The organism is Mesorhizobium sp. P5_C1 (genome assembly GCF_054049815.1).
The window spans coordinates 1-520 of sequence record NZ_JBFULQ010001424.1; the positions used below are offsets into that span (position 1 = coordinate 1).

Here is a 520-nt window from a genome sequence, read left to right on the forward strand (position 1 = left end):
TACCAGAGCTTTGGAAGCTGCGCGTTTCTTAATTCAGCAGCATCGCCYACGTGGAAATRAGAGGGCGAATCTATTGTCTTCATCTCCGCSCACGTGATCGGTRCYGCSACAGGRGCGCCCGGWCGTGATCTTGCGCTGTAGGGCATGATAGCGGTCGCCCCGCGCTGATTGCGTAGATAGTCCACAAAGATACGACCCTTGCGGCGCGCCTTTGACAAAACGGCCGTGAAATGGGCCGGATCGCTCTGGGCGACCGCTTGGGCCAGGCGTCGTGTTGACAGCGGCTGGTCAGAGCGACAAGCCGCGATCAAACGTGGACAATCCTATGTGGCCCGCTTCACCGAAATGGGACTGCAACACAGCTACCAAAATCGTGTGCGAGCGTGATGGCGGTTGCTCAGTGGCTGAGGACCACACGGGATTTGTGCTGAACTACGGCAGCAACGAAGCTGAGTTTCCGGCCAGCAATGTCAGGATCAAACGCCACTATCAACAGACCGTGCAGGGGAGCCCTTTGCAG

At 58.0% G+C, this 520-nt stretch carries 1 protein-coding gene; it reads right to left on the reverse strand.

The annotated features are described in order from the left end of the window. A partial coding sequence (ligD, locus tag ACXJ7R_RS36160) for a non-homologous end-joining DNA ligase LigD (RefSeq protein ID WP_457155951.1) occupies positions 1-311 on the reverse strand: 311 nt, incomplete at its 3' end. Between the last annotated feature and the right edge of the window lie 209 nt (positions 312-520).